19 protein-coding genes and 1 pseudogene are annotated in these 17,615 nt (G+C 59.1%); 14 read left to right on the forward strand and 6 right to left on the reverse strand.

The genetic code is table 11. The features are described 5' to 3' along the window. Positions 1-132: 132 nt before the first annotated feature. Positions 133-462 carry an EscU/YscU/HrcU family type III secretion system export apparatus switch protein gene (locus QK293_RS12100; protein WP_282377516.1) on the reverse strand — a complete coding sequence of 110 codons (330 nt, stop codon included), beginning with the start codon at positions 460-462 and terminating at the stop codon, positions 133-135. Next, entirely contained in the window at positions 459-2,033 is a 1,575-nt protein-coding gene (locus QK293_RS12105) for a flagellar hook-length control protein FliK (RefSeq protein ID WP_282377517.1), read from the reverse strand. Before QK293_RS12105 ends, QK293_RS12100 begins: the two co-directional genes overlap by 4 nt. A gap of 197 nt (positions 2,034-2,230) precedes the next feature. Here QK293_RS12105 and ccmA point away from each other — a divergent pair, with 197 nt between their 5' ends. The 10 genes from ccmA (at position 2,231) to QK293_RS12155 (ending at position 9,618) form a co-directional block, all read left to right on the forward strand. Next, positions 2,231-2,866, forward strand: a complete 636-nt coding sequence (gene ccmA, locus QK293_RS12110) for a cytochrome c biogenesis heme-transporting ATPase CcmA (protein ID WP_282377518.1) — start codon at positions 2,231-2,233, stop codon at positions 2,864-2,866. Then, positions 2,863-3,531, forward strand: a complete 669-nt coding sequence (gene ccmB, locus QK293_RS12115; RefSeq protein WP_090188533.1) for a heme exporter protein CcmB — start codon at positions 2,863-2,865, stop codon at positions 3,529-3,531. The genes ccmA and ccmB overlap by 4 nt, the downstream gene beginning before the upstream one ends. Positions 3,532-3,613: 82 nt before the next feature. Beyond that, positions 3,614-4,369, forward strand: coding sequence for a heme ABC transporter permease (locus tag QK293_RS12120; protein WP_282377519.1), 756 nt, complete (start codon positions 3,614-3,616; stop codon positions 4,367-4,369). After that, positions 4,366-4,542, forward strand: a complete 177-nt coding sequence (gene ccmD / locus QK293_RS12125) for a heme exporter protein CcmD (protein WP_008145547.1) — start codon at positions 4,366-4,368, stop codon at positions 4,540-4,542. The genes QK293_RS12120 and ccmD overlap by 4 nt, the downstream gene beginning before the upstream one ends. Beyond that, positions 4,539-4,994 (forward strand): cytochrome c maturation protein CcmE, encoded by a 456-nt coding sequence (gene ccmE, locus QK293_RS12130; RefSeq protein ID WP_282377520.1) that lies wholly within the window; start codon positions 4,539-4,541, stop codon positions 4,992-4,994. Before ccmD ends, ccmE begins: the two co-directional genes overlap by 4 nt. A gap of 3 nt (positions 4,995-4,997) precedes the next feature. Beyond that, the gene (locus tag QK293_RS12135) at positions 4,998-7,001 is read left to right on the forward strand and encodes a heme lyase CcmF/NrfE family subunit (protein WP_282377521.1); all 2,004 of its coding nucleotides are present in this window, start codon (positions 4,998-5,000) and stop codon (positions 6,999-7,001) included. Next, the gene (locus tag QK293_RS12140) at positions 6,998-7,534 is read left to right on the forward strand and encodes a DsbE family thiol:disulfide interchange protein (protein WP_282377522.1); all 537 of its coding nucleotides are present in this window, start codon (positions 6,998-7,000) and stop codon (positions 7,532-7,534) included. The genes QK293_RS12135 and QK293_RS12140 overlap by 4 nt, the downstream gene beginning before the upstream one ends. After that, complete coding sequence (locus QK293_RS12145; protein WP_282377523.1) at positions 7,531-8,004, forward strand: cytochrome c-type biogenesis protein; 474 nt, start codon at positions 7,531-7,533, stop codon at positions 8,002-8,004. Before QK293_RS12140 ends, QK293_RS12145 begins: the two co-directional genes overlap by 4 nt. Beyond that, positions 7,997-9,199, forward strand: a complete 1,203-nt coding sequence (gene ccmI / locus QK293_RS12150) for a c-type cytochrome biogenesis protein CcmI (protein WP_282377524.1) — start codon at positions 7,997-7,999, stop codon at positions 9,197-9,199. Before QK293_RS12145 ends, ccmI begins: the two co-directional genes overlap by 8 nt. Positions 9,200-9,213: 14 nt before the next feature. Next, positions 9,214-9,618, forward strand: coding sequence for a hypothetical protein (locus QK293_RS12155; RefSeq protein ID WP_282377525.1), 405 nt, complete (start codon positions 9,214-9,216; stop codon positions 9,616-9,618). Positions 9,619-9,661: 43 nt separating this feature from the next. Here the strand turns inward: QK293_RS12155 and QK293_RS12160 are convergent. Then, positions 9,662-9,823 (reverse strand): annotated as a pseudogene (locus QK293_RS12160) (SDR family oxidoreductase); the annotation flags it as partial. A 323-nt stretch (positions 9,824-10,146) separates the two neighbouring features. Between QK293_RS12160 and QK293_RS12165 the strand changes: the two are divergent. Next, positions 10,147-10,359, forward strand: coding sequence for a type II toxin-antitoxin system HicA family toxin (locus QK293_RS12165; RefSeq protein WP_282377526.1), 213 nt, complete (start codon positions 10,147-10,149; stop codon positions 10,357-10,359). Further along, complete coding sequence (locus QK293_RS12170; protein ID WP_282377527.1) at positions 10,359-10,763, forward strand: type II toxin-antitoxin system HicB family antitoxin; 405 nt, start codon at positions 10,359-10,361, stop codon at positions 10,761-10,763. Before QK293_RS12165 ends, QK293_RS12170 begins: the two co-directional genes overlap by 1 nt. Positions 10,764-11,025: 262 nt before the next feature. On the opposite strand, the gene QK293_RS12175 is transcribed toward QK293_RS12170, so the two are convergent. Both QK293_RS12175 and QK293_RS12180 read right to left on the reverse strand, forming a co-directional pair. After that, positions 11,026-12,024: a sulfate ABC transporter substrate-binding protein gene (locus QK293_RS12175; protein ID WP_282377528.1), complete on the reverse strand. Its 999-nt coding sequence runs from the start codon at positions 12,022-12,024 to the stop codon at positions 11,026-11,028. Between the two features lie 103 nt (positions 12,025-12,127). Further along, the gene (locus tag QK293_RS12180) at positions 12,128-12,952 is read right to left on the reverse strand and encodes an ion transporter (RefSeq protein WP_282377529.1); all 825 of its coding nucleotides are present in this window, start codon (positions 12,950-12,952) and stop codon (positions 12,128-12,130) included. A gap of 205 nt (positions 12,953-13,157) precedes the next feature. On the opposite strand from QK293_RS12180, the gene QK293_RS12185 reads away from it, so the two are divergent. Further along, positions 13,158-15,731: an autotransporter outer membrane beta-barrel domain-containing protein gene (locus tag QK293_RS12185; RefSeq protein ID WP_282377530.1), complete on the forward strand. Its 2,574-nt coding sequence runs from the start codon at positions 13,158-13,160 to the stop codon at positions 15,729-15,731. A gap of 61 nt (positions 15,732-15,792) precedes the next feature. Beyond that, positions 15,793-16,608 carry an alpha/beta hydrolase gene (locus tag QK293_RS12190; protein ID WP_282377531.1) on the forward strand — a complete coding sequence of 272 codons (816 nt, stop codon included), beginning with the start codon at positions 15,793-15,795 and terminating at the stop codon, positions 16,606-16,608. A gap of 17 nt (positions 16,609-16,625) precedes the next feature. Here the strand turns inward: QK293_RS12190 and QK293_RS12195 are convergent, their stop codons facing one another. Further along, a complete protein-coding gene (locus tag QK293_RS12195) occupies positions 16,626-17,540 on the reverse strand; it encodes an urea transporter (protein WP_282377532.1) in 915 nt (304 codons plus the stop codon). Between the last annotated feature and the right edge of the window lie 75 nt (positions 17,541-17,615).

Consider the following 17,615-nt stretch of genomic DNA (forward strand, 5'->3'; position numbering starts at 1 on the left):
GCCTGGAAAGGGTGGGTCAACGCTGCTTGCCTATCTGGCAACGAAAGCAAGGATGCTCGCTACTGTCAGATCTGACAGTAGCGACGAATGGTAAAAAGCCACAAATAACGTTGGGTCGGACGAATCCCGGGGTCAGTAATCCTCGCCGCGCTCGGTAATGTCTTTCTCGACCATCGGCGCAGCCGGATCCTGCCCTTCCGGAAACTTACCCTTCAGATTCCATGCAAACGCAATAATCTCGGCAATCGTGCGATACAAATCCTCCGGAATACTCTCCCCCAGTTCCATCCGCGCCAGCAGTTTCACCAGCTCGGCGTTTTCATAGATGGGCACTTCATAATCGCGGGCGATCTTCAGAATGGCTTCGGCCAGTGCTTCGTCACCTTTGGCCGTGAGGGTAGGGGCGTGGCTGCCGTCGTATTTGAGGGCAATGGCTTGGCGCGGGGCGTTGGGGTTTCTCATGCGGTTTCGTCGACCCAGCGTTGTTCGAGGCGGGTTTGAGGGCCTTGTGGTGGTGTGCCGAGGTGGCAATCCAGATCGCCGACATTCAGGCCGGACGCCAGCAGACGCTGGCGCAGTTCGACCAGGTTACGTTCGATCAGGTTGGCGGTGTACGGTCTTTCGGCCCACAGCTGGCTGGACAAGCTGCCTTGGATCAGTTGTGCCTGAATCTGCAGCGGGCCTAAAGGCTCCATGTCGAACGCCAGATCCACTCGCCACAATTGCTGTTTGGGTTCGCGCTCGTCGCGGCGCTCACTTTGTTGTTCTTTCTCGGGCGCCTCCTCGCGCTGGAACTTGACCTGCAACGGCACGATGTCCTGCAGATTGCGCATCGGGATTTCCAGCTGCCAGGTACTCATCAGCCGACCGTCGTCAGTGACGCCGGTCTGTTCCAGGCTCGACAGTTGATGGCTTTGCAGGCGCGAAACAGCCGCTGCTGCCAAACGCAGCAAGTGCTCGAGATCGCCTTCGCCGTCCATGCTTTGTAGCAGGCGCTCGGGCAGCGGAAAGCTGGTGGGCTGCGTTTTGGCGCTGACCTGACCGAGCATGCCGAGGGCGCTGCGCACGAAGTTCGGCATGGCTTGGGCCAGTGTGTTGGCGGCCATGATCGCGTTGAGATGGGTGTTGGCCGGCAGGCCTGGCGTCAATTGTGCGATCAGCTTGAGCAGATCGCCTTTCATGTCCGGGGCCAGCGTCGGGTTCTGACCGCTGAGCAGTTTAGCTTCAAGGAACAACCCGCTATTGGCCAGTGCCTGGGCCAACCCCTTTGGCGTGCTGAGTTGTTGAACATCGGGCAGGCCGGCGAGCAACGCGTCGACGGCGGCTCGCAGATCACTGGACGTCTGATTCGAGGACGGCAGGTTTTGCAGGAGCTTGAGCAGGCCATCCAGCGAACCCTGGCGGCTCTGTTGGCTGGCCAGTTGGTGGGTCACCGCCAATTGCTCCTGACGGCTGCTCAACGGCACGAACTTCAACGTCTGGGTGTCCTGCACCAGCGCGCTCAGCAAGGTGCCGATGCGCAGCGGTGTCGGGCTGTCGATGCTCAGGGTGCTGCCGCTCAACGCGGTGTTGAGCAAGCTCACCATCGAGCGAAACACGGTCGGCTGGCCCGGCACCTGCGGCATCACCTGAGAGGTCAGCACTTTGCCTTGCAGCAGGGTGCCAACGGGCAGTTGCGCCGTGTCGATACGGGTGAGGGTGGCAACGCTGGAGGCGATGGCCTGTTGCACGGTGACGGCCAGATTACCCGCCGATGGCTGGGTGATCGCCAGGCTGGTGCCCTGAGGCAGCGGTTGGGTGCTGGTGGCCTGGACCGTGGTCTGACGGCCGCTGTCGAGGGTGACCTTGAGTAACAGTTGAAAGGTCTGATCCGCCTGCTTGAGCGACAGTACTTCGGCCTTGGCGGTCTGACCGGCAGTGATCAGGCCCTCCACTGGCGTCAGCAGCTTGAGCAAATCGCCACTCACCACCAGCGGCCGCGAAGTTGCCGGCGTGGTCTGCGGTAGCGGGAGGATGTTCATTTCGCCTGTCATACGCGGTCACAACCTGAGGAAATTGCCCTCTTTAGAGTAGGGCATGGCATGTATAATGCCGCCCCGTTGTATCCGGGGCGCTGAAAACATTTCAAATACTTGATCCAGCTCCTTAGAAAGGGCCGCCAATGCATTTATCCTGCATCTCTTTAGCGGCCGCTCCGCTGCCGACTTGAACCGTAAAGGCCCGTGATCTCTTGACCAGTCCAGTCCTGCAAACCGTTGCCCTTGCTTGTGAGCGAGACCTTCGGCTGCTCTTCGAAAATCTCGAATTGAGACTGGCCAGTGGCGAAATGTTGCAAATCAGCGGCCCCAACGGCAGCGGCAAGACCAGCCTTTTACGTCTGCTTTGCGGTCTGATGCAGCCGACCGCCGGTCTCGTGCTGCTCAACGGCCAACCACTGAACGAGCAACGCTTTGAGCTGGCGCGCAACCTGCTGTGGATCGGCCATGCCGCCGGGATCAAAGACCTGCTGACGCCGGAGGAGAATCTGAGCTGGCTTTGCGCCCTGCATCAACCGGCCTCCCATGAGGCGATCTGGCAAGCGCTGACGGCTGTCGGATTGCGCGGTTTCGAGGATGTTCCCTGCCACACGCTGTCTGCCGGGCAGCAACGCCGGGTCGCGTTGGCGCGGTTGTACCTGGAAAGCCCGCCGCTATGGATCCTCGATGAGCCGTTCACCGCGCTCGATAAACAAGGCGTGGCGCAACTCGAAGAACACCTGGCCGCCCACTGCGAGCGCGGTGGCATGGTGGTCTTGACCACTCACCACACGCTGACCCGGATGCCGGCCGGCTATCGCGACATTGATCTGGGGAACTGGGCCGTATGAGTGTTTTCGGCCTGTTGGTCGCCCGCGAGGCCCGTTTGCTGTTCCGCCGTCCTGCGGAACTGGCCAATCCGCTCGTATTCTTCGCGATCGTCGTTTCCCTGTTCCCGTTGGCGGTCGGCCCCGAGTCTCAATTGTTGCAAACCTTGTCTCCGGGACTGGTCTGGGTAGCGGCCCTTTTATCGGTTTTGCTCTCGCTGGACGGGCTTTTCCGCAGTGATTTCGAAGATGGATCGCTTGAACAGTGGGTCCTTTCGTCGCACCCCCTGCCTCTTCTGGTATTGGCCAAGGTACTGGCACACTGGGCCTTCTCTGGCCTGGCACTGGTTTTGCTCGCTCCACTGCTGGCATTGATGCTCGGTTTGCCAACCGCCTGTCTGCCGGTGTTGCTGCTTTCTTTATTGCTGGGTACACCGGTGCTGAGCCTGCTCGGTGCGGTGGGCGCAGCCCTGACGGTGGGATTGAAACGCGGTGGCCTGTTGCTGGCGCTGCTGATTCTGCCGCTGTACATCCCGGTGTTGATTCTTGGCAGTGGCGCCTTGCAGGCGGCATTGCAAGGCATGCCGGCGACCGGTTATCTCCTGTGGCTTGGTAGCCTGACCGCCCTGGCGATAACCCTGACACCTTTTGCAATAGCTGCTGGCCTGAAGATCAGCGTCGGCGAATAATGAGGTCTGGTTAAATTTTAACCAGTAAAGACCCTTTGTGGCTGCTTCGTGATATCGAGCAGCAACCGTGATGGAAACAGTAATGAACTGGACTTGGTTTCATAAGCTCGGCTCGCCCAAATGGTTTTACGGCATCAGTGGCAAACTGCTGCCGTGGCTGAGCGTCGCGGCGTTGCTGCTGATCGGCGTTGGCGTAGTCTGGGGCCTGGCCTTCGCGCCGCCGGACTACCAGCAAGGCAACAGCTTTCGCATCATCTATATCCACGTTCCCGCCGCCATGCTGGCGCAATCCGTCTACGTGATGCTGGCCGTGTGCGGCATCGTCGGGCTGGTGTGGAAGATGAAGCTGGCCGACGTCGCCCTGCAATGCGCGGCGCCCATCGGTGCCTGGATGACCGCGGTGGCGCTGGTCACCGGGGCGATCTGGGGCAAACCGACCTGGGGCTCGTGGTGGGTCTGGGATGCACGACTAACGTCCATGCTTATTCTGCTGTTTCTGTACTTCGGTCTCATTGCGCTGGGCAACGCCATCAGCAATCGTGACAGTGCCGCCAAGGCCTGCGCGGTATTGGCGATTGTCGGCGTGATCAATATCCCGATCATCAAATACTCGGTGGAGTGGTGGAACACCCTGCACCAAGGCGCGACCTTCACCCTCACCGAAAAACCGGCAATGCCGGCCGAGATGTGGCTGCCACTGCTGCTGATGGTGCTGGGTTTCTACTGTTTCTTTGGCGCGGTGCTGCTGCTGCGCATGCGCCTTGAAGTGCTCAAGCGCGAAGCCCGCGCCAGTTGGGTCAAGGCCGAAGTGCAGAACAGTCTGGAGGCCGCGCGATGAGTTTTGCTTCATTTGGCGACTTCCTCGCCATGGGCCATCATGCCCTGTATGTCTGGTCAGCCTATGGCATCTGCCTGGCAGTGCTGGCCCTCAACGTGGCGGCGCCGATCCTGGCCCGCAAGCGGTATCTGCAACAAGAGGCGCGTCGTCTGCGCCGGGAGAACGGCAAGTGAATCCGCTGCGCAAAAAGCGTCTTATCATCATTCTCGCGATCCTGGTCGGTGTCGGCGCTGCTGTCGGTCTGGCCCTGAGCGCCCTGCAGCAGAACATCAATCTGTTTTACACCCCGACCCAGATCGCCAACGGCGAAGCCCCGCAAGACACGCGCATCCGCGCGGGCGGCATGGTCGAGAAAGGTTCGCTGCAACGTTCCGGTGATTCGCTGGACGTGAAATTCATTGTCACCGACTTCAGCAAATCCGTGACCATCAGCTACCGCGGCATCCTCCCGGACCTGTTCCGTGAAGGGCAGGGCATCGTTGCCTTGGGCAAAATCAACGCAGACGGCGTGGTGGTGGCCGACGAAGTACTGGCCAAGCACGATGAAAAGTACATGCCACCGGAAGTGACCAAGGCCCTGAAAGACAGCGGCCAGTCGGCACCCACTCCCGTCAAAGAGGGCTAATTGATGACTTCTGCACTTTATAGTTCAGGGCTGTTCATCCCCGAATTGGGCCACCTGGCGATGATTCTGGCGCTGTGTTTCGCGCTGGTTCAGGCCATCGTGCCGTTGCTCGGTGCCTGGCGCGGTGACCGTTTGTGGATGAGCCTGGCCCAACCGGCCGCCTGGGGGCAATTCGCGTTTCTGCTGTTTGCCTTCGGTTGCCTGACTTACGCCTTCATGGCCGACGATTTCTCCGTCGCCTACGTCGCCAGCAACTCCAACAGTGCGTTGCCGTGGTACTACAAGTTCAGCGCGGTGTGGGGCGCTCACGAAGGTTCGTTGCTGCTCTGGGCGTTGATTCTCGGCGGCTGGACCTTCGCGGTGTCGGTGTTCTCCCGGCAGTTGCCGCAAGTGATGCTGGCTCGCGTACTGGCGGTGATGGGCATGATCAGCACCGGTTTCCTGCTGTTCCTGATCCTCACGTCCAACCCGTTTGCACGGATCCTGCCGCAAATTCCTGCGGACGGCCGTGACCTCAATCCCTTGCTGCAAGACATAGGCCTGATCGTTCACCCGCCGATGCTGTACATGGGCTATGTCGGTTTCTCCGTGGCCTTCGCTTTCGCTATCGCTGCGCTGCTGGGCGGTCGTCTTGATGCGGCGTGGGCGCGCTGGTCCCGTCCGTGGACCATCGTCGCCTGGGCCTTCCTCGGTATCGGCATCACGTTGGGCTCCTGGTGGGCCTACTACGAACTCGGCTGGGGCGGCTGGTGGTTCTGGGACCCGGTGGAAAACGCATCCTTCATGCCATGGCTGGTCGGCACGGCGCTGATTCACTCGTTGGCGGTCACGGAAAAACGTGGCGTGTTCAAGAGCTGGACCGTGTTGCTGGCCATCGCCGCGTTCTCGTTGAGCTTGCTGGGTACGTTCCTGGTGCGTTCCGGCGTGCTGACTTCGGTTCACGCGTTTGCGTCCGACCCTGAGCGCGGTGTGTTCATCCTGATCTTCCTGCTGTTTGTGGTCGGCGGCTCGCTGACGCTGTTTGCCCTGCGCGCTCCAGTGGTGAAGAGTCACGTAGGCTTTAATCTCTGGTCCCGGGAAACCCTGCTGCTGGGTAACAACCTGGTGCTGGTGGTGGCGGCGTCGATGATCCTGCTGGGCACCTTGTATCCGCTGATTCTCGATGCGATGACCGGCGCCAAGCTGTCGGTTGGCCCGCCGTATTTCAACGCGCTGTTCATTCCGTTGATGGCCTTGCTGATGATGGTGATGGCGGTCGGCATGTTGGTGCGCTGGAAAGACACCCCGGTCAAATGGCTGTTGAGCATGCTGACCCCGGTGTTGCTCGGCAGCGCCGCGCTGGCGGTGGTGGCTGGCGTCGCTTATGGCGATTTCAACTGGGCGGTGATCGCGACTTTCATGCTCGCGGCTTGGGTCTTGCTGGCCGGCGTGCGTGACATCTTCGACAAAACTCGCCACAAAGGCCTGATCAAAGGCCTGCCGACCCTGACCCGCAGTTATTGGGGCATGCAAGTCGCTCACCTCGGCATCGCCGTGTGCGCCCTCGGTGTCGTGCTGTCGAGCCAGAACAGCGCCGAGCGCGACCTGCGTCTGGCGCCGGGCGAGTCCATGGCCCTGGGTGGTTACCACTTTGTGTTCGAAGGCGCCAAGCACTTCGAAGGCCCGAACTTCACGTCCGACAAGGGCACCGTACGGGTGATCCGCGACGGCAAGGAAGTCAGCGTGCTGCACCCGGAGAAACGCTTGTACACGGTGCAGAACTCGGTGATGACCGAAGCCGGGATCGACGCCGGTTTCACCCGTGACCTCTACGTCGCACTCGGCGAACCGTTGGGCGACGGCGCCTGGGCCGTTCGTGTCCACGTCAAACCGTTCGTGCGCTGGATCTGGTTCGGTGGTCTGCTCACCGGTCTCGGCGGGCTGCTGGCGGCTATGGATCGGCGTTACCGGGTCAAGGTGAAAAGCCGTGTGCGTGAAGCACTGGGCATGACGGGAGCCACGGCATGAGACGTTGGTTAATGCTGTTACCACTGGTGATTTTTCTGGTGGTGGCTGTTTTCCTTTATCGCGGTCTGTTCCTGGACCCGGCCGAGTTGCCCTCGGCGATGATCAACAAGCCATTCCCGGAGTTTTCCCTGCCGGCCGTGCAGGGCGACAAGACCCTGACCAGGGCGGACATTCTAGGCAAACCGGCACTGGTCAACGTCTGGGGCACCTGGTGCATTTCCTGCCGGGTCGAGCACCCGGTGCTGAACAAACTGGCCAAGCAGGGTGTGGTGATCTACGGCATCAACTACAAGGACGTCAACGCGGATGCGTTGAAGTGGCTGGACGAATTCCACAATCCGTATCAGCTGGACATCCGTGACGATGAAGGCACCCTGGGCCTGAACCTTGGCGTTTATGGTGCGCCGGAAACCTTCTTCATCGACGCCAAGGGCATCATCCGCGACAAATTCGTTGGCGTGATCGACGAACAGGTCTGGCGCGAAAAACTGGCGGCCAAGTATCAGGCGCTGGTCGATGAGGCCAAGCCATGAAGCGCTGGATAGCCGCCGCGGTATTGGGTTTGAGCATGGCCGGCGTGGCGCACGCGGCCATCGACACCTACGAGTTCGCCAAAGAAAGTGACCGTGAGCGTTTTCGCGAGTTGACCAAAGAGCTGCGTTGCCCCAAGTGTCAGAATCAGGACATCGCCGATTCCAACGCACCGATCGCCGCCGACCTGCGCAAAGAGATTTTTCGCATGCTCGGCGAGGGCAAGGACAATCAACAGATCATCGACTTCATGGTCGACCGCTACGGTGATTTCGTCCGCTACAAACCTGCTCTGAACGCCAAGACTGCTGTGCTCTGGTTCGGCCCTGCCGGCCTGCTGCTGGGTGGTTTTGTGATCATCGCCGTGATCGTCCGCCGTCGTCGCGTGCAACGCACTGACACCAAGGATGAGCTTTCTGCCGAGGAGCGCGAGCGCCTCGACCACCTGTTGGATAAAACCAAGAATGATTGATTTCTGGCTCGCTGCAGGTCTGCTACTTCTGGTTGCCCTGAGTTTTCTGCTGATTCCCGTTCTGCGTGGTCGTCGCGCGCAGCTTGAAGAGGATCGTACTGCCCTGAACGTCGCGCTGTATCAGGAGCGCGTGGCTGAGTTGCAGACTCAGCAGGAAGAGGGCGTTCTCGATGCCGCGCAAATGGACACCGGCCGCGCCGAAGCCGCCCGTGAATTGCTCGCCGACACCGAAGGCGTCGAGGCGCCGCGCGTGTCCCGCCTGGGCAAACCGTGGCCCTTGCTGGCGGCGATTCTGGTGCCGGTGCTGGGTCTTGGCTTGTACCTGCATTTTGGCGCCAGCGACAAGGTCGAACTGACCCGCGAATTCGCCCAGGCGCCACAGTCGATGGAAGAGATGACCCGTCGCCTGGAGCGCGCGGTCGCCGCTCAACCGGATTCGGCCGAGGGCTTGTACTTTCTGGGGCGTACTTACATGGCCCAGGACCGTCCTGGCGAGGCGGCGAAGATCTTCGAACGCACGGTGAGCCTGGCCGGTCGTCAGCCGGAACTGTTGGGCCAATGGGCTCAGGCCCAGTACTTCGCCGACGGCAAGAAGTGGTCGGACAAGGTCCAGGCCTTGACTGACGAAGCGCTGAAAGCCGATCCGAAAGAAGTCACCAGCCTTGGTCTGCTCGGCATCGCAGCTTTCGAAGGCGAGCGTTACCAGGACGCCATCGACTACTGGAATCGCTTACTGGCGCAACTGCCGCCGGAAGACAGTTCCCGCGCTGCGCTGCAAGGCGGCATCACTCGGGCCACCGAGAAACTTGTCGCCAGCGGCGGCAAGGTGGCTCAGGCGCCGGCGGCCAAGGTCGCGGCGCTGCTGAAGGTGCGTGTGGATCTGGCGCCAGACCTGAAAGCCAAGGTCCAGCCGGGCGACAGCGTATTCATCTTCGCCCGCGCCACCTCAGGCCCACCGGCACCACTGGCCGCCAAGCGCCTGACCGTGGCCGACTTGCCGGCGACCGTCGAACTGGGCGATGCCGATGCAATGATGCCGCAGTTGAAACTGTCGAACTTCCCTGAAGTCCAACTGGTTGCGCGCATCTCCCGCGCCGGCCAACCGACTGCCGGCGAATGGATCGGTCGCAGCCAGCCTCTGGCCAGCAGCACCACCGCGCCGCAACAATTGACCATCGACAGCCCGGATAAATAACAGGACACGCCAACATGACCGCCATCGCTCGTATCACCCTCCTCAGTCTGGTTTTGGGGTTAAGCGCTTGTGCGGTCCAGCGGCCCGAGCCGACGCGGCTGCCGCCGATCCCGCCCTCGCAGCCCAGACCCACGCCGTCTACGTCACCCACGCCGGGCAAGCCGAGCATTCCGGCCAAGCCCGCCAAACCGCTGCCACGTACCTCCGCCAGCTTCGCGCCGCCGCCGGGTGGCAACAGCCATTGGGATGCCAAGCTCGGCGTGTACGTTCTCGATGATCAGACCAACACTTTCTACCGCCAGCGCACCTACTATCGCTGGAACAACGGCTGGAGCCGGTCGATCAGCCCGAACGGGCCATGGGAAGACACCGATATCCAGGGCGTGCCGGGTGGGTTGGGACGGCAATTCGGGCAGTAAACAGAAACGGTGATCAAAGGATCACAGGGGTTGGTGTTGTTGGTTAAAACGCGGCTTTACCTATCGAAGCGCCACCGTCGACAAACAAGGTCTGCCCGGTAATAAAGCCGCTCTGCTCGGACAGCAAAAACGCTATCGCCGCAGCGATCTCCTGCGGCTGCCCCAACCGACCCATCGGCACGCCGCCCAGATTCGGCCACCGCGCGGCCAATGCCTTTGCTGGCGCCGGTGATGAGAAAGGTACGTCGGGTCATTGCACACTCCTTGAAAGAACATGCCGCGAGTCAGGCGGCATTTGATCGGTTAGCCGCGAATCGCATCCCGCATCGCTTCAGGCTCAGGTCGCTGAGTGTAATCCGGGTTCACCTCGGCGTGACGGCTTACGCAGAGCAAAATGATTCATTTTTGGTGGGAGGTGCCTTGAATCACACTCTGTAAAACAACCGAGCGTCGCGTCCCGCACTTTTGTGCTTGAATAAAGATAACTCTAGGGTTACTTTTATTCGGGCCTGAGCAAGGAGGCGAGTGGTGCAGAGCAGGCTATTGATTAAGGAGTTGGAGGAGGCGGGCTGGACACTGGATCGGATTACCGGCAGCCATCACCTCTTCAAACACCGATACAACCCATACACGATCCCCGTCCCTCATCCGAAAAAGGATTTACCGATCGGGACGGTCAAAAGCATCAGGAGGCGAGCCGGGCTGCATTGCCCGGGAGCCAGTTACGCAGGAGATCCATAATGCAATACCCAATCTGTATCGAGTGGGGCGACGAGAACACCGCCATCGGTATTCAGATCCCCGATATTCCAGGCGCCGTAACGGCCGGGGATACGTTTGAAGACGCCTATAACGCAGCGGTCGAGATTGCCCACATCCTGCTTCAGGAAATAGCGGCTGACGGGGAGTCGATTCCAATGCCGACTTCTGCGGCTGCTCATCGTGGAAATCCAGACTTTGCCGACATGGGCTGGGGAATGCTGGAGCTGGACATCGCGCCATACATGGGCAAAACCGAGAAGGTCAATGTGACGCTGCCTGGCTATGTGATTCAGCGCATTGACCGATATGTGCGTGAGCACAATGTCAAAAGCCGCTCTTCCTTTCTGGCAGATGCGGCGATGGAGAAGTTGGTTCGACACTGAGTGAAGTCGGGTACATCCCCTTTGTGGACAAGCTCGATCCCGTAGGAGCGAGCGGTGCGGCGGTCCGACTTGCCCGCGAAGCTTTCAGCGGTTACGTACTTACATCCTGTTGGATAGCGTGCTTATGTTCTCTCCTCCAATCGATTTCCGCGGGCAAGGACGGCGTAACGTCACCGATGTAACGGTGCGTCGAGGAGTGAACTCATTAGCAGCCACAAAAAAGGCGACCTACTCAGGTCGCCTTTTTCATTGGGCTCAGGAATTACTGGCCGCTGTAAATCTGATCAAAGATCCCACCATCATTGAAGTGAGTTTTCTGCACAGTCCGCCAGTCACCAAAGGTCTTCTCTACCGACAGGAAATCTACTTTCGGGAAACGATCGGTGTACTTGGCCAGCACCGCCGGATCACGCGGACGCAGGTAGTTCGCTGCCGCAATCTCCTGGCCTTCCGGCGACCACAGGTACTTCAAATATTCCTCAGCTGCCGCGCGGGTGCCTTTCTTGTCGACTGTTTTGTCGACCACCGACACCGGCGGCTCGGCTTCAGCAGAAACACTCGGGTAGATCACTTCAAACTGGTCACGACCAAACTCACGCGCAATCATTTCCGCTTCGTTTTCGAAGGTCACCAGCACGTCGCCAATCTGGTTGGTCATGAACGTGGTGGTGGCTGCACGGCCACCGGTGTCGAGGACCGGCGCTTGTTTGAACAGCTTGCCGACGAAGTCTTTGGCTTTGCTTTCGTCACCACCATTTTTCAGCACATAGCCCCAGGCCGAGAGGTAGGTGTAGCGGCCGTTGCCCGAGGTTTTCGGGTTCGGCACGATCACCTGCACACCGTCCTTGAGCAGATCGGGCCAGTCTTTCAGGGCTTTCGGATTGCCTTTGCGGACGATGAACACGGTGGCCGAGGTGAACGGCGCGCTGTTGTTCGGCAGGCGGGTGACCCAGTTGTCCGGGACGAGTTTGCCGTGGTCCGCCAGGGCGTTGATATCGGTGGCCATGTTCATGGTGATGACGTCAGCCGGCAGGCCGTCGATGACCGAACGCGCCTGTTTGCTGGAGCCGCCGAAGGACATCTGCAGGGTGATGTTTTCGTTGTGCTCGGCTTGCCAGTGTTTCTGGAAGGCAGTGTTGTAGTCCTTGTAGAAATCGCGCATCACGTCGTAAGAAACGTTGAGCAGGGTCGGTGCGGCCTGAGCCACGCTGGTCAGTGCCAGGCCAGCGGCCAGAAGTGAGGCGCCAAAGAGTTTTTTCACTGAGCATTCCTTGTTCTAGAAGTTTTTATTTAGAAAGTGGGGCAATTTGCCAGCGACTATAGCCGGGCTCGCATAGTCCTTTAAAGATTAAAAAGCACTTTGCTTATTCCCGTTTCTTGAACAGTTGATTACCGCACTGCGAGCAGAATGCCGCGCCGTGTTCGTGGTTGTTTTTCTTGCACACCGGGCAGTCGTGTTGCAGTTGCTCGCCACGCATGGCGTTGGCCAGTTCGGCGGTAAAAATTCCCGTGGGCACGGCGATGATTGAGTAACCGGTGATCATCACCAGCGACGAGACCACCTGGCCCAACGGCGTCTTGGGCACGATGTCGCCGAAGCCCACGGTGGTCAGCGTGACGATAGCCCAATAGATGCCTTTGGGAATGCTGGTGAAGCCGTGTTCCGGGCCTTCGATCACGTACATCAGCGTGCCGAACACCGTGACCAGCGTGCAGACGCTGACCAGAAACACCACGATCTTCTGCTTGCTACCGCGCAATGCGGACATCAGATAGTTGGCTTGCTTGAGGTATGGGCTGAGTTTGAGCACGCGGAAAATCCGCAGCATCCGAATGATCCGGATAATCAGCAGGTACTGCGCATCGGCGTAATACAGCGCGAGGATACCGGGCACGATCGCCAGCAAATCCACCAGCCCATAAAAGCTGAACGCATAGCGCAATGGTTTGGGCGAACAGTACAGCCGCAGGCCGTATTCGATGGCGAAGATAACGGTGAAGCCCCACTCGATGTACGCCAGCAGGTTGGCGTAGTTCTGGTGAATGGAGTCGATGCTGTCGAGCATCACGATCACAATGCTGGCGAGGATGATCAACAACAGGATACCGTCGAAGCGCCGACCGGCCACTGTGTCGCTCTGGAAAATCATGACGTAGAGGCGATGGCGCCAGTCGTTGTTACTTTCCATTAGGTCTTGCCCAAGCCGATAAAGAGAGAAGCCTGGGTGATTGACGAGGATTGCGCAAGCGGGACGCCGAGTCCGCCATGTTCAGCCGGTTCTAGTCGTTCATGGCTTAAGAAATTGACTCTCTCGTCGATATATCGACTTCCCACAGAAACAAAAGCCCTTGTTTTGATGTGCGGCTTGGATTTCAGAACCACACGGAAGCGATATGGATAGTCAGTTTTTCAAGAAAAGCCTGCTGGCAATGGTTGTCAGCGCTTCGACCGCTCAGGTATTTGCCAGCGAGTACGACCTGAGTCAGGGTTTCAAGGACTGGACTGGTCAAACCCTTGGTGAAACCTTGACCCTGACCGGGCAACGAACCCGCCAGAGCAACACGGACAAAACGGGTGTCACGTTCTTCCAGAACACTGTCGCGGGCTCACTCATTAACCGGGGCGACTTCACTTTCGACGCTCAAGGCGCGACGGTGACCGGGATCGGACTGGATGTCAGTTTCCTCAACTCCAGCGGCAGCAACATTCAGGGTGACTTCATCAATGCCGGCAAGCTTTCTCTTTCCAACGTGAATAACGCTGAGGGAATCGAGATCGCCAATACCACTATCACCGGTAATGTCATCAACGCCGGGACTGTCTCCATCACCCAGTCATTGGGAGCCAATATCTATGGCGAGCCTGAGGGTATCTACCTCCATGGGACCACTATTGGCGGCGATCTGATCAACAGTGGTGTTGTCGATGTGCAGGGTAACTATGCCGTGGGGCTGATTCTGGATTCCCATTCCAGGCATCCCGTGAGCATCGCCGGCAGGCTTCTCAACTCAGGAACGATTCGTGCCACGGGTCAGAACGCCTCCGCTTTTCACGTCGAGACCCAAACCAGCGCGTTGAGGATCGAGAACAGCGGCTCGATCATGAGCGTCGGCAAGAACTCCGAGGCTATCGGGTTTTTGGAGGGTTCAGTCGATCATTTGCTCAACACCGGGACTATTGAGGCATCGGGTGAAGATGCCGTGGGCATCAAACTCGGCGGTGCTACTTTCACGCAGAATGCTGTGTCTGGCGCTCGGGGCATTATCAACTCCGGCAATATCACTGCGGACGGTGTTGCAATCCGGGTCGATGCGGGCCAGACATCAGCGTTCGAGATCAACCAGCAAGGTGGCGAAATTCGCAGTAATCATGCGGCGGCCATCGATGGCGCAGGGTTGGCGCAACTGAACTGGGCCGGCGGTGCGATCAAGGGCGATCTGCTCAACCTCAATGGGGTGAATGTGGCTGGTCAGGCCAATTACACCGGTAGCAAAATCGACAGCACGGTTTCCATCGTTTCGGGATCTCTAAACCTTCAGAACCAGGGGGTCGAAATTACCGGTGACCTGAGCGTCGGTGCCAACAGTGGCATCGATATGTTGCTTTCGGATCGCGTCACACCCGGTACGCCTTATTTGACGGTGGACGGCAAGGCCACCTTCGCCCACTCCTCCAGAGTGACGTTGAATGCTAAACCAGGTGATTTCACGCCGACCGCTGCCGGCACTCAATACACACTGGTCAAGGCCAGCAGCCTGCAGAACAACGGGTTGAGCGTCACCAGTTCGTCCTCGTTGTTGAACGTCGCCAGCTATACAACCAATGCTCAGACCGTCAACGCACTGGTCACACTGAAAAGTGACAGTCAGGTGGATGAAGAGCAGGGGAGCATCGGCACCTCCAGCAGCACCCGCGAGATCCTCAATCGCTTCAAGAATGGCCCGCTGGGACAATTGAACAGTGATGATGCGGTCTTCAAAGCCTTTGCCAACGCCTCCTCCCAAGAGGAACTGGCAAAGCTCGGTGAGCAACTGGCTCCGGAAGTCAGCGGTGGGGCTGTTAATGCGGCAGTGTCGGGTCAGGCGATGATGAATGGAGCGATCGGCAACCGCGTGTCCGGTCTGCGCTCGGGGCTCTCATCAGGGGATTCGCTGGCAGATACCGGCGTATGGATTCAGGGTTTGAGCAGCAACCAGGATCAGGACAATCGTGATGCGGTCGCCGGTTATTCGGCCAACAGCAGCGGTATTGCCGTCGGGGCGGATGGCAAGCTGAATGCCAACTCCACCGTGGGTCTGGCCTATTCCTATCTGAACACTAACGTCACCTCCGATACCGGAAATAAAACCGGTGTACAGGGCAGCGCATTGACGCTGTACGGTAGCTGGGATCTGCGCAACTGGTTTGTCGATGGCAGCCTCAGTTACGGGCGCAATGACAATGACAGCAAACGTTATGTCGCCGACAGCGTGGCCAAGGCCAGCTACAACAGTGACGCGTGGGCCCTCAGCGCCTTGAGCGGTTACACCTTCAAACTCACCGACCAACTGATTATCGAGCCGCGCGTCGCCGCACGTTACACCAATATTCAGCTGGACAGTTTTAATGAGCATGGCTCTTCGGCCGCCCTGCACTCCAATGCCCAGCGCTTCGAAATTGGCGAGCTGGGTGCCGGGTTGCGAATGGCCGCTGACGTGCCATTGCTCAATGGCACCCTTACACCTGAAGCGAGCGTGATGGCTTACCATGACTTCATCGGTGACCAGATCAATCAGACCTCCAGTTTCACCTTGGGGGGCTCGCCGTTCATTGTCGCGGGAGCCAGTCCGGTGCGTGATAGTTATGAAGGTCGCATAGGAGTGAAGTATCAAATTGATGCTCTAACCTTGGGGACCCATTACAGCTATCAAGCGAAGACCGGTTTTAACGCCGACACCTTTACCCTTGAAGCGCGCTACGCTTTTTGATCGACTGGATTGCAACGGTTCGCGCTGGCGGACCGTTGCGTCTGATCAACAGATTAAAACCATGTTTAAAGCACTGGCCGCCATCGGCTTCGCGCTCCTCGGGCTCAGCGGATGCGCGGGTAAAGTCGATTTGCAGGCGGTAAGCCAAGGCTCTTCACTTACTCCTGGCACGCTCGATAGTTCACCTTACACACTCATGGCCTTGCTACCGCCACCAGGGGGCTACAAGCATCTGCGTGTTTACATTGAAGGCGATGGTCGGGCGTGGGCGACACGGTCTCAACCGAGTATCGATCCGACCCCTCGCGTGTCCTTGATGGCGAGATTGGCCGCTGGAGATCGGGGGGCCAGCGCGTATCTGGCGCGCCCTTGTCAGTTCGTGACATCACCGGGTTGCAACACTGATTTGTGGACTTCCGGTCGTTTCAATTCATTGGTCATAGAGACCATGAGCGCGGCCCTTGATCGTCTGAAAAGTCGCTTTGCAGTGGAGCAGTTCGAACTGGTCGGATACTCGGGGGGCGCGGCGATTGCCTTGATCCTTGCGGGTTCTCGTAACGACGTAACTCAGGTGCAAACGATTGCCGGGAATCTCGACCCTGTAAAGTGGGCGAAGCTGATGCAGCTCGCGCCATTCTCGAAACCGGTGACACCTCTGGAGTTTCGCGACAAGTTGCGTGCGCTCCCGCAACGCCATTTCATCGGTTTGAATGACAAGGTCGTGCCGCCTCAAATGCTCCAGGTCTATACCACGCAGCTTCAGGGCAAATGCCTGGAAGTCGTCGAAACGCTCGCCACCCACGATCAGGGATACGATGAAAGTTGGGGGTCGCGGTCGGATCTGCCATTGGCTTGCGAGACTGACCCCTTGCGCTGAATGCAGATTCAGCCTTTTCAGGCGCCACCCTTGGTTTGGCGCTCAATAGCGCAAGGCGCACTGTCGACAGCGGCCTGGCGCAACACCCGAATGCCGGCACGGATCAGCCAGCAGGCGAGGATGAAGGGCGCGGTGAGCGTGGATAGTCCCAGCGCGGCAAAGCCCGGTGTGAGCAACACGGCCAATACAATGCCGAGCAGCGGCAACCAGGGTTGACGGCGATTCTGGCTGAAAGCGAGGGCGGCGAGCACCGCGTTGTAACCGCTCAAACCCAGCAGCGCGTTTGCAGTTTCGTGATGCAGTAAAGCGAAGCCTAGGCCGGCAGTGGAGCCCAGCAGTGCCCAAAGGAACGCGCGGCGATCGGCGATCAGCAAACCCGCAGCAATCAGAGCACCAGCCAGCGGATGATCCAGAAACATCACCTGACCGAGCCCTTTCAATGAAGCGACGAGCAGGTTGAGTGTGTTTATCTCGATCACAGGCGCGGGTAATTGAGGCGCGGCAAACGAAAGCAGGATCCAGCTCAACCCGACAAAGGGCGCGGTGTAGGCGGGCAGGCAATGATGATCGCGAGCACGCTTGAGCCATTGCTGGGTCAACATCGCGCTCAGGCCGCCAGCGGCGATGATCAGCGGCGGCAACATCGCTGACCATGGGAAGTAGAGGCTCAGCAGCAAACCGAGCAAGACACCGTTGTAACTGAAAAGCCCAGCCTGTCGATCAGCCTTGGCATAACCGCGTCGTTGCGCGACGAGCAACCCGGCGACACCGCCCAGCAGCGCACCGCCCAGCAGAGCCGGCGCGGTAAAAAGAATGGCCAGCAGGCACAGCAGGCCGCACAGCGGATGGCGCTGGAGGAAGACCTGACTGAAACCGTTGAGCAGGGCAGTCGCCCAGTCGGGGCAATGGGTGTTGAAGTGGTTGGCAGGCATTTTAAGGTCTGTGGTGTACGTTACAGATCGTTCCCACGCTCTGCGTGGGAATGCCTCAATGGACGCTCTGCGTCT

Origin of the sequence: Pseudomonas sp. AL03 (genome assembly GCF_029960815.1) — a bacterium.
Taxonomy (GTDB): domain Bacteria; phylum Pseudomonadota; class Gammaproteobacteria; order Pseudomonadales; family Pseudomonadaceae; genus Aquipseudomonas.

What these genes read in the sequence shown, in the direction of transcription:
- QK293_RS12105 (WP_282377517.1), bottom strand. Translation starts at nt 2,033, where the DNA reads ATGACAGGCGAAATGAACATCCTCCCGCTACCGCAGACCACGCCGGCA.
- QK293_RS12135 (WP_282377521.1), top strand. Translation starts at nt 4,998, where the DNA reads ATGACTTCTGCACTTTATAGTTCAGGGCTGTTCATCCCCGAATTGGGC.
- QK293_RS12100 (WP_282377516.1), bottom strand. Translation starts at nt 462, where the DNA reads ATGAGAAACCCCAACGCCCCGCGCCAAGCCATTGCCCTCAAATACGAC.
- ccmI (WP_282377524.1), top strand. Translation starts at nt 7,997, where the DNA reads ATGATTGATTTCTGGCTCGCTGCAGGTCTGCTACTTCTGGTTGCCCTG.
- ccmD (WP_008145547.1), top strand. Translation starts at nt 4,366, where the DNA reads ATGAGTTTTGCTTCATTTGGCGACTTCCTCGCCATGGGCCATCATGCC.
- ccmB (WP_090188533.1), top strand. Translation starts at nt 2,863, where the DNA reads ATGAGTGTTTTCGGCCTGTTGGTCGCCCGCGAGGCCCGTTTGCTGTTC.
- QK293_RS12120 (WP_282377519.1), top strand. Translation starts at nt 3,614, where the DNA reads ATGAACTGGACTTGGTTTCATAAGCTCGGCTCGCCCAAATGGTTTTAC.
- QK293_RS12170 (WP_282377527.1), top strand. Translation starts at nt 10,359, where the DNA reads ATGCAATACCCAATCTGTATCGAGTGGGGCGACGAGAACACCGCCATC.
- QK293_RS12195 (WP_282377532.1), bottom strand. Translation starts at nt 17,540, where the DNA reads ATGCCTGCCAACCACTTCAACACCCATTGCCCCGACTGGGCGACTGCC.
- QK293_RS12185 (WP_282377530.1), top strand. Translation starts at nt 13,158, where the DNA reads ATGGATAGTCAGTTTTTCAAGAAAAGCCTGCTGGCAATGGTTGTCAGC.
- QK293_RS12180 (WP_282377529.1), bottom strand. Translation starts at nt 12,952, where the DNA reads ATGGAAAGTAACAACGACTGGCGCCATCGCCTCTACGTCATGATTTTC.
- QK293_RS12190 (WP_282377531.1), top strand. Translation starts at nt 15,793, where the DNA reads ATGTTTAAAGCACTGGCCGCCATCGGCTTCGCGCTCCTCGGGCTCAGC.
- QK293_RS12145 (WP_282377523.1), top strand. Translation starts at nt 7,531, where the DNA reads ATGAAGCGCTGGATAGCCGCCGCGGTATTGGGTTTGAGCATGGCCGGC.
- QK293_RS12140 (WP_282377522.1), top strand. Translation starts at nt 6,998, where the DNA reads ATGAGACGTTGGTTAATGCTGTTACCACTGGTGATTTTTCTGGTGGTG.
- QK293_RS12155 (WP_282377525.1), top strand. Translation starts at nt 9,214, where the DNA reads ATGACCGCCATCGCTCGTATCACCCTCCTCAGTCTGGTTTTGGGGTTA.